Source organism: Neisseria sp. HMSC065D04, from assembly GCF_001815675.1.
Lineage (GTDB): Bacteria > Pseudomonadota > Gammaproteobacteria > Burkholderiales > Neisseriaceae > Neisseria.
On sequence record NZ_KV821462.1, the window covers coordinates 19,169 to 27,299 of the forward strand.

Annotated in this window: 10 protein-coding genes; 6 read left to right on the plus strand and 4 right to left on the minus strand. The window is 51.9% G+C overall.

Features of this window, described 5'->3' with window-relative positions:
- Positions 1–66: 66 nt before the first annotated feature.
- From cls to HMPREF3050_RS00525, 4 genes are all read left to right on the plus strand, one after another.
- Entirely contained in the window at positions 67–1,560 is a 1,494-nt protein-coding gene (gene cls, locus HMPREF3050_RS00510) for a cardiolipin synthase (protein WP_070773102.1), read from the plus strand.
- Positions 1,561–1,917: 357 nt separating this feature from the next.
- A complete protein-coding gene (locus HMPREF3050_RS00515) occupies positions 1,918–2,415 on the plus strand; it encodes a hypothetical protein (RefSeq protein WP_070773103.1) in 498 nt (165 codons plus the stop codon).
- A 116-nt stretch (positions 2,416–2,531) separates the two neighbouring features.
- On the plus strand, positions 2,532–3,068 hold the full coding sequence (locus tag HMPREF3050_RS00520; protein WP_003755292.1) for a gamma carbonic anhydrase family protein: 537 nt from the start codon (positions 2,532–2,534) through the stop codon (positions 3,066–3,068).
- A gap of 84 nt (positions 3,069–3,152) precedes the next feature.
- Entirely contained in the window at positions 3,153–3,587 is a 435-nt protein-coding gene (locus tag HMPREF3050_RS00525; RefSeq protein ID WP_070773104.1) for a YiiD C-terminal domain-containing protein, read from the plus strand.
- A gap of 73 nt (positions 3,588–3,660) precedes the next feature.
- Here the strand turns inward: HMPREF3050_RS00525 and HMPREF3050_RS00530 are convergent, their stop codons facing one another.
- Entirely contained in the window at positions 3,661–4,035 is a 375-nt protein-coding gene (locus HMPREF3050_RS00530; protein ID WP_070679896.1) for an Mth938-like domain-containing protein, read from the minus strand.
- A 241-nt stretch (positions 4,036–4,276) separates the two neighbouring features.
- On the opposite strand from HMPREF3050_RS00530, the gene HMPREF3050_RS00535 reads away from it, so the two are divergent.
- Positions 4,277–5,584 (plus strand): homoserine dehydrogenase, encoded by a 1,308-nt coding sequence (locus HMPREF3050_RS00535; protein ID WP_049223469.1) that lies wholly within the window; start codon positions 4,277–4,279, stop codon positions 5,582–5,584.
- The gene (locus tag HMPREF3050_RS00540; protein ID WP_070773105.1) at positions 5,577–6,011 is read left to right on the plus strand and encodes a hypothetical protein; all 435 of its coding nucleotides are present in this window, start codon (positions 5,577–5,579) and stop codon (positions 6,009–6,011) included. Before HMPREF3050_RS00535 ends, HMPREF3050_RS00540 begins: the two co-directional genes overlap by 8 nt.
- A 108-nt stretch (positions 6,012–6,119) precedes the next feature.
- Here the strand turns inward: HMPREF3050_RS00540 and HMPREF3050_RS00545 are convergent, their stop codons facing one another.
- The 3 genes from HMPREF3050_RS00545 to HMPREF3050_RS00555 all read right to left on the minus strand — a co-directional run bounded on the left by HMPREF3050_RS00545 (position 6,120) and on the right by HMPREF3050_RS00555 (position 8,056).
- Complete coding sequence (locus HMPREF3050_RS00545) at positions 6,120–6,377, minus strand: glutaredoxin family protein (RefSeq protein WP_070773106.1); 258 nt, start codon at positions 6,375–6,377, stop codon at positions 6,120–6,122.
- Positions 6,378–6,501: 124 nt separating this feature from the next.
- Positions 6,502–6,702, minus strand: a complete 201-nt coding sequence (locus tag HMPREF3050_RS00550) for a (2Fe-2S)-binding protein (RefSeq protein ID WP_003755307.1) — start codon at positions 6,700–6,702, stop codon at positions 6,502–6,504.
- 268 nt (positions 6,703–6,970) lie between these two features.
- Positions 6,971–8,056: a metallophosphoesterase gene (locus tag HMPREF3050_RS00555; RefSeq protein ID WP_070773107.1), complete on the minus strand. Its 1,086-nt coding sequence runs from the start codon at positions 8,054–8,056 to the stop codon at positions 6,971–6,973.
- Positions 8,057–8,131 lie beyond the last annotated feature (75 nt).

Sequence of the window (8,131 nt, forward strand, 5' to 3'; positions counted from 1 at the left end):
GCCTTGTCCTGATTTAGTTAATCCACTATACATCCGCTCCCGCCATTCCTCCACCGCCTATCGAACATGACTTTTCTAAAAGACATCACCTGGACAGAAATCTTCATTTTCGCCCACACCTGCGCCGCGCTCGGCTGCGTCTTGCGCGTGTTGTACAAACAAAAAAACATCGGCTCCACGTTTGCCTGGCTGATTATCCTCTTCCTTTTCCCCGTCTTCGGTACCATCGCCTACCTGCTTATCGGCGAGCCGCGGCTCGGCACGGCGCGGGCAAAGCGCACGGGCGAGATGAACCGCTTCTATCAAAGTTTCGCCGAAACCTACCTCTCCGACATCTACCTCGGCGTCGGCGAAAACGTCAAATCCCGTTATCACGGCATCAGCAAAGTCGCCGCCAAAGGCACGGGACTCGGCGCCACGCGCAACAACGCCATGACGCTGCTGTCCACCACCGATGAAATCATCGACACCATGCTTGCCGACATCCGCGCCGCCCGCCATTCCTGCATGCTCGCCTTCTACATCATCGAACCCGAAGGCAGGATAGAAGAACTGTTAAACGAACTCCTCGCCGCCGCCGACAGAGGTTTGGATTGCGCCATCCTCGCCGACGCCGTCGGCAGCAGCCGCTTTTTCGACAGCGGCTGGGTAGAAACCCTGCGCGAAGCCGGCATAGAAGTCCACGCCTCCTTGCCCGTCGGCGTCTGGCGCACCTTCTTCACCCGCACCGACCTGCGCAACCACCGCAAAATCCTCGTCATCGACAGCAAAATCGGCTACACCGGCAGCTTCAACCTCGCCGATCCCCGCTTCTTCAAAAAAGATTCAGGCGTCGGCGAATGGGTGGACGTCATGATGCGCTGCACCGGCCCGCTGGTACTCGAACTCTCCGCCGTCTTCTTTGCCGACCTCGCCGTCGAAACCGACGAAAACCTCGAAAGCGTGCAGCAATATCTGACGCAGGCGCAAGAGCGCATTCCCGAAATCCTTCCCGAAAAAATGCAGCAGGGCGACATCGTCGCCCAAGTCATCCCCTCCGCGCCCGAACAAGGCAGCCACGTCATTTACGAAACCATCATCAGCGCGATTTACGCCGCCACCAAACAAATCACCATCACCACCCCCTATTTCGTCCCCGACGAACCCCTCCTGATGGCATTGACCATCGCTGCCAAACGCGGCGTCAAAGTTACCCTGATCCTGCCCGCCAAAGTCGATTCCCTCATGGTGCGCTACGCCTCCCGCGCCTACTACCCCATGCTGCTCGACGCAGGCGTCAAAATCGCCATGTTCGAAGGCGGGCTGCTGCACGCAAAAACCATGACCATAGACGAAGACTACGCCCTCTTCGGCACGGTCAACATGGACATGCGCAGCTTCTTCCTCAACCTCGAAATCAGCCTCGCCATCTACGACCGCGACATCACCAAACAAATCTGCAACCTCCAACGCGACTACCTCAAAAACAGCAGCTACATCACCGTCAAAGCATGGCAGCAACGCTCCAAATTTCGCGGGCTGATAGAAAACACCGTCCGCCTGATGAGTCCGCTGTTATAGGCAGGCTTACCGTTCACACAAGACCAAAGGTCGTCTGAAAAGCTTGGAAACCTTTTCAGACGACCTTTTTTGTTTGGATATAGTGGATTAAATTTAAATCAGGACAAGGCGGAAGCCGCAGATACAGTACAAATAGTACGGAACCGATTCACTTGGTGCTTCAGCACCTTAGAGAATCGTTCTCTTTGAGCTAAGGCGAGGTAACGCCGTCCTGGTTTAATTTAATCCACTATAACAGTTGTCAGCCCGAAGACAGATAGATAATATAAACCGAATATTTTTCAACTCGCCCGCGCCCCGTAAACCAATATTCCCGGACTTGGTGCTTGTAAAATTTGAGTCAAAAGGCAATCAACAATGAAAAAGACTTGGAACCAAATACTTGAATCAGCACAACCCGTGGTTGATTTTTTGTCATCAGACAGTTTCTTTTCCCGTCCTTATGACGGCGATCGTGAAAGATTTATCGTTACCGCCTCTCCGGAGGAAGCCAGATATCTGTTAGGTCGCAAATGGGATGATTGGGAGGAGATTATAGATACTCAACAATTCCCAGATTCGGATGATTTTGATTGGCACTACTTGATTGGTGCTAAATTAATTAATACCAATTGTCTGGGGGCTCTAGATAAGAATTTACATGGGGCAGATAGAAAGCTCACGATAGAGGGGGTAGTAAACTTCCTTGAGGAAACAATGCCTTATTATATGAAAATTTTATTGAATTGTTACGCCAATAATTATATGCCGGAAATTTGGAAAGATATTTTGTATGTTTTCCAACATAACGGTTTCCCTTGCGGTTGGAAAGGAGATTATCCGGAAGGGAAAATGATCGTTTTTTCTAATGAATAAATGATGAGAAAATGGTAGCCCGTTTAAAATCTTAATTCATAAAATAAATGTAGCCACCCACAATCCGTTTCAGACGACCTCTTAAAACAAACCCTGCTTACAAAGGAAATAACCGCATGAACCCCATCCGCCCCTTCTTAGACCATACTCCGCAAGTCCATGAGTCCTGCCTTATCGATGAAACTTCGGTCATCATCGGCGAAGTATCGCTTGCCGAAGACGTATCCGTTTGGCCGTATGCCGTTTTGCGCGGCGATGTGAACAGCATCAGCATCGGCGCGCGCAGCAATGTGCAGGATGGCAGCGTCTTGCACGTTTCGCACAAAAACGCGGAAAAACCTGAAGGCTCGCCCCTTGTCATCGGCGAAGACGTTACCGTCGGACACAAAGTCATGCTGCACGGCTGCCGTATCGGCGACCGTGTTTTAATCGGTATGGGAACAATTATTCTGGACGATACCGTCGTCGAAAGCGACGTGATGATAGGCGCAGGCAGCTTGGTGCCGCCGCGCAAACGTTTGGAAAGCGGCTATCTTTATGTCGGCTCGCCCGTCAAACAAGTCCGCCCGCTGACGGACAAGGAAAAAGAGTTTTTGAAATATTCGTCCGCGCATTATGTGCGGCTGGCAGGACAGCACAAGCAATCAAAATAAGCCCTCTGCACTACCCTATCGCTATAATTGATAGGGCTTTGCTGCCTGCCTCTGATTTTCAGACGACCCATCCCGATACCGACCATGAACCCCGAAACCCTGCAAGATTTCCTACATACCCACATCCCTGCGACCGCCCTGCTCGAGCTAAGCGTCTTGGAAACCACAGCGGATCAGACCGTACTTTTCGCACCCCACGCCCCCAACCGCAATCATAAAAATACCGCCTTCGGCGGCAGTATTGCATTGGCGGCAACCGTCGGCGGCTGGGCAACTGTCTATCTCCATTGCCCCGAATCGGATGGCAATATCGTCATTCAAGAAGGCACTACCCGCTATCTGCGCCCTGCCCGTGGCGATCTGACCATCATCACGCGCAGTCCGCCGGCTGAAGAGTGGCAAAAACTCAAAACCATGTTCGAGCGCCATAAAAAAGGAAAAATCGCCCTGCAAACCGAAATCTATTCGGAAAACGAATTGGCTGCCGTCTTTGACGGACGGTTTGTCGTATTGGGATAAGGTATCGGCTGTTTCATAGACAAAGGTCGTCTGAACTTTTCAGACGACCTTTTTATATCCAGCGGATGTCTATTCACACCCACAACCAAGCCCAAACGCTGCGCCCTTCGCCTTGCAGCAACACCAGCGTTCGGCAGGCGGAGGCTGTGTTCATACATTCCAACCCGATGCCGTGTGCGGCAAGTTCGGCGGCGATTTTCGGATGGAGGAACTGCTGCTTCTCCCCCGTGCCAATAATGATGACTTCGGGCAAACCGTCCGACTCGGAGGTCGTCTGAAACAGGTCGGCGGCAGTCAGCTCGGACGGCGTTTGCACGTTCATTGCTTCGATTTTGCCGTTGCGCCAGATGATGGGCGCGGTGTAGGTTTTGCCGCCTGCCTCGATTGCGCCCGCCCGATAAGCGGTCAGGCTTAGGGTTTCATCGGTTTTGTTTTCTTCAATCAGCATTTTCTTCCGTTTCCTTCTTGGCTTCATCCATCTATTGCAAACAGGCTTGCCGCCCTTTCGCCGCGTTCCGTAAAAAAGGTGCAAAATCAGGCAATTTCAGGTAGGATGGGCGACTTTAGCCTGCGTCTTCCGCCCTTGCAAAATCAGCATTATATCAATCTGCGGCGGCGGTGCGTTTCGGGCTTTCTGAATTTCTGTTTTTACTTTTTGATTTAAGAGAATCGGCTCACAAGGAGGCACAATGAAGCCAGTAAACATCGGTCTTTTAGGTTTAGGTACGGTCGGCGGCGGTACGGCTGCCGTGTTGCAGGACAATGCGGCGGAAATCAGCCGCCGTTTGGGACGCGAAGTGCGCATCAGTGCCGTATGCGACTTGAGCGAAGAAAAAGCCCGCCAAATCTGTCCGTCCGCAGCCTTTGTCAAAGACCCGTTCGAACTGGTCGCGCGTGAAGACGTCGATGTCGTCGTCGAATTGTTCGGCGGTACCGGCATCGCCAAAGATGCGGTATTGAAAGCCATTGAAAACGGCAAACACATCGTTACCGCCAACAAAAAACTGCTCGCCGAATACGGCAACGAAATCTTCCCGCTGGCGGAAGAAAAAAACGTCATGGTGCAATTTGAAGCGGCTGTGGCGGGCGGCATCCCGATTATCAAAGCCCTGCGCGAAGGCCTCGCCGCCAACCGCATCCGCAGCATCGCCGGCATCATCAACGGCACCAGCAACTTCATCCTCTCCGAAATGCGCGAAAAAGGCAGCGCGTTTGCCGACGTATTGAAAGAAGCGCAGGCATTGGGCTATGCCGAAGCCGACCCGACCTTTGACATCGAAGGCAACGACGCAGGCCATAAAATCACCATCATGAGTGCGCTGGCATTCGGTACGCCGATGAACTTCCCCGCCTGCTACCTCGAAGGCATCAGCAAACTCGACAGCCGCGACATCAAATACGCCGAAGAACTCGGCTACCGCATCAAACTTTTGGGCATCACCCGCAAAACCGACAAAGGCATCGAATTGCGCGTCCACCCGACCCTGATTCCCGAAAGCCGTCTCTTGGCAAACGTCAACGGCGTGATGAATGCCGTGCGCGTCAATGCCGATATGGTTGGCGAAACCTTATACTACGGCGCGGGCGCAGGCGCATTGCCGACTGCTTCCGCCGTGGTTGCCGACATCATAGACATCGCACGCCTGATTGAAGCGAATACCGACCACCGCGTACCGCATCTGGCGTTCCAACCCGCACAAGTCCAAGCGCAAACCATCCTGCCTATGGACGAAATCACCAGCAGCTACTACCTGCGCGTCCAAGCCAAAGACGAACCGGGCACGCTGGGACAAATCGCCGCGCTTTTGGCAAAAGAAAACGTGTCCATCGAAGCCTTAATCCAAAAAGGCGTGATCGACCAAACCACCGCCGAAATCGTGATTCTGACCCACAGCACGGTCGAGAAAAACGTCAAGCGCGCCATCGCCGCCATTGAAGCATTAAGCTGCGTGGAAAAACCGATCACCATGATCCGCATGGAAAGCCTGCATGACTGAGCCGAAAAACGAAATGTCCGCCGAAGAGCAAGCCGCGGCGCGTAAAAAAGCGAAATCCAAAATCCGCACCATCCGCATTTGGGCGTGGGTCATTTTGGCACTGCTCGCCGCGACTGCACTGCTCTCCCAATGCGCCATGTCCAAACCGCAGGCAAAGCAGAACATCTTTGAGTCTTGTGTGAAAAACATCCCCTTTGCCGAAAAATGGCAAAACGATTTGAAAGAAAGGGACTTGGATTCAAACAACAGCAAACTCGCCACCGATTACTGCACCTGTATGTGGGACAAGCCTTTGGACAAACTCTCCGAAGATCAAATCCGTTCATTGGGCAAACTCAGCCCGCAAGAGCAGCTCGACCTGCTCGGCGGCGCGCAAGCGTTTGAAGATCGCGACAAGCAGTGTGTGGCAGGTTTGAAGGCGGAATAATCCGGTTTTGACATGGCAAAAAGGTCGTCTGAAAAAACTCCGTTTGTTTTTTTCAGACGACCTTTTTATTGATAAGGGATTCACTGCACATCAGGATGGAACAACAAACTATGCTCGAATGATCGGTTTCTTCTTCCCTTCCAACCATACCTTCAGTTTTTCCTCATCCAAAAACCAATGGCAGATTTCTTCGTCCCCATCCAATAACACGGGGACAAGTTCGTTATACTTTTCTTCTAAAACAGGGTCTTCATCGACATCGAAGATTTCCAACTCAAAACCGAATGCCTCTTGATACGGCTTGAGCTGTTCACGCATTTTGTGACAGAGACTGCAATATTCTCGAAACATCAGGGTCAGCTTCATAGCGGATGCTTTGCGGTGTGGTAAACGAAAAACGGATTGTAAGATAAAGGCTGCCGTCAATGCAAAGGTCGTCTGAAACCTTGATTTCGGTTTCAGACGACCTTTGATAATGCTTTAGACAAGATTAGGATTGCACATTGATACCGGCGGTAACTGTCGTTTGCGCACTGTTGGCATTCAGGAAGGAAGCCGCCAACTCGCCGCAGCAGCCACAGCAGGTCGCAACGCCCAATTGAGCCTGCAAATCGCTCATGGTACTCGCGCCTGCAGCGATGGTTTCTTTGATGTCGTGGTCGGTAATGGCGTTGCAAATGCAAACAAACATGATGTGCTCCGTGTTTTCTTTCGCTCAGTATTGATAGTGTGTTTTATTCTTAAACGTAAATATAAATAAAAACAGTTTGCATTGCAAGACCGGTTCGAACGGTTTTATTTGGTAATTTTCTATTGATTTTCCTTTTTCGATTGATTCAATAGATTGTAACCATATTCTAAAAACAACAAAGCCGCGCACGTCATAACATTTCACAACAAATAAACAAAGCCGCGCAACGGCAAGCCTGTATTTTTTATCTTTTCATTTTGCAATACCGCTATCTCCCCTTCACATCAATCACCCACACTTCCGACTGTGAACCTAAGCGCAGCGGAATCCCCCAGAAACCGTAGCCGGACGTAACAAAAAAATGTCTTCCGCCAATTTCCTCGTAGCCGTAGGCAAGGCGGTAGAGTGTGCGCACAATCAGGTTTGCCGGCGCGATTTGGCCGTTGTGGACATGGCCGGAAACTTGAACGTCAATAGGCAGCTTGGCGTGCGCCTCGACTTCGGTCGGGCGGTGGTCCATCAGCAAAACGGGCTGGTCGGTATTGTGGTTTTCCAGCAACTGAGAGACAGACGGACGGTCGTGGTCCACATCGTCGTTGCGGCCGACGAGCAGGAACGCATCGTGTTGCAACACTTGGTTGCCGAGTACGGTAATGCCAGCCGCTTCGAGGTCATGGCGGATGCGCGCGCTGTCGCCGAACATATCGTGGTTGCCCAAAGTCGCGTAAACGCCCAACGGCGCTTTCAGACGACCCAGATGCGGCTGCATATTCTCTTTGCGGTAGGCATCGACGTTGTCGTCCATCAAATCGCCCGGCAACAGGATTAAATCGACTTTTTCGCGGTTCATGATGTCCACCAGCTTATCCAGTTGCCGCGCGCCGAACAAAATCCCCAAGTGCAGGTCACTTGCCATCCCGATACGCAGCGTTTTGTCCATTTTCTTATCGATCACGACGGTCTGATGACGGACGACGGGCGTATAGGCGTTGTACATCCCCAAGCCGACCAAGCCGAACACAAACAGCGGCGCAAACAAGCGCAGGCTGCTCGACAGCGACCGGCTGGCCACGAATTTGCGCAGCAGCAGAAACAGAACAAACGTCGCCAGTGCCGCATACATCACAAACAGCAGCAACACCATCCAAAACGCCATGATGCGGAACATAAAATGTCCCAATTCCAACAAAAGCCCCGCCAGCAGGCCGTTGGTCACGAAATACGACATCCCCATCAGCCAACGCCTGCCCGCCTTGCCGACCACCGGCGCGAATAGCCATTGCAACGAACGCCCCAGTCCGAACGTGAAAAGCTGGAGCAATACAATCATAATCAAAAACATCGTGCCGAACATAAAGCGAACCTGTTGAAAATCAAAAAACAAACGGCGGATTCTATAGTGGATTAACTTTAAACCAGGACGGCGTTA

Bases quoted from the DNA above. Each gene is read 5' to 3' on its own strand.
- cls (WP_070773102.1), top strand. From the start codon at position 67: ATGACTTTTCTAAAAGACATCACCTGGACAGAAATCTTCATTTTCGCC.
- HMPREF3050_RS00515 (WP_070773103.1), top strand. From the start codon at position 1,918: ATGAAAAAGACTTGGAACCAAATACTTGAATCAGCACAACCCGTGGTT.
- HMPREF3050_RS00520 (WP_003755292.1), top strand. From the start codon at position 2,532: ATGAACCCCATCCGCCCCTTCTTAGACCATACTCCGCAAGTCCATGAG.
- HMPREF3050_RS00525 (WP_070773104.1), top strand. From the start codon at position 3,153: ATGAACCCCGAAACCCTGCAAGATTTCCTACATACCCACATCCCTGCG.
- HMPREF3050_RS00530 (WP_070679896.1), bottom strand. From the start codon at position 4,035: ATGCTGATTGAAGAAAACAAAACCGATGAAACCCTAAGCCTGACCGCT.
- HMPREF3050_RS00535 (WP_049223469.1), top strand. From the start codon at position 4,277: ATGAAGCCAGTAAACATCGGTCTTTTAGGTTTAGGTACGGTCGGCGGC.
- HMPREF3050_RS00540 (WP_070773105.1), top strand. From the start codon at position 5,577: ATGACTGAGCCGAAAAACGAAATGTCCGCCGAAGAGCAAGCCGCGGCG.
- HMPREF3050_RS00545 (WP_070773106.1), bottom strand. From the start codon at position 6,377: ATGAAGCTGACCCTGATGTTTCGAGAATATTGCAGTCTCTGTCACAAA.
- HMPREF3050_RS00550 (WP_003755307.1), bottom strand. From the start codon at position 6,702: ATGTTTGTTTGCATTTGCAACGCCATTACCGACCACGACATCAAAGAA.
- HMPREF3050_RS00555 (WP_070773107.1), bottom strand. From the start codon at position 8,056: ATGTTCGGCACGATGTTTTTGATTATGATTGTATTGCTCCAGCTTTTC.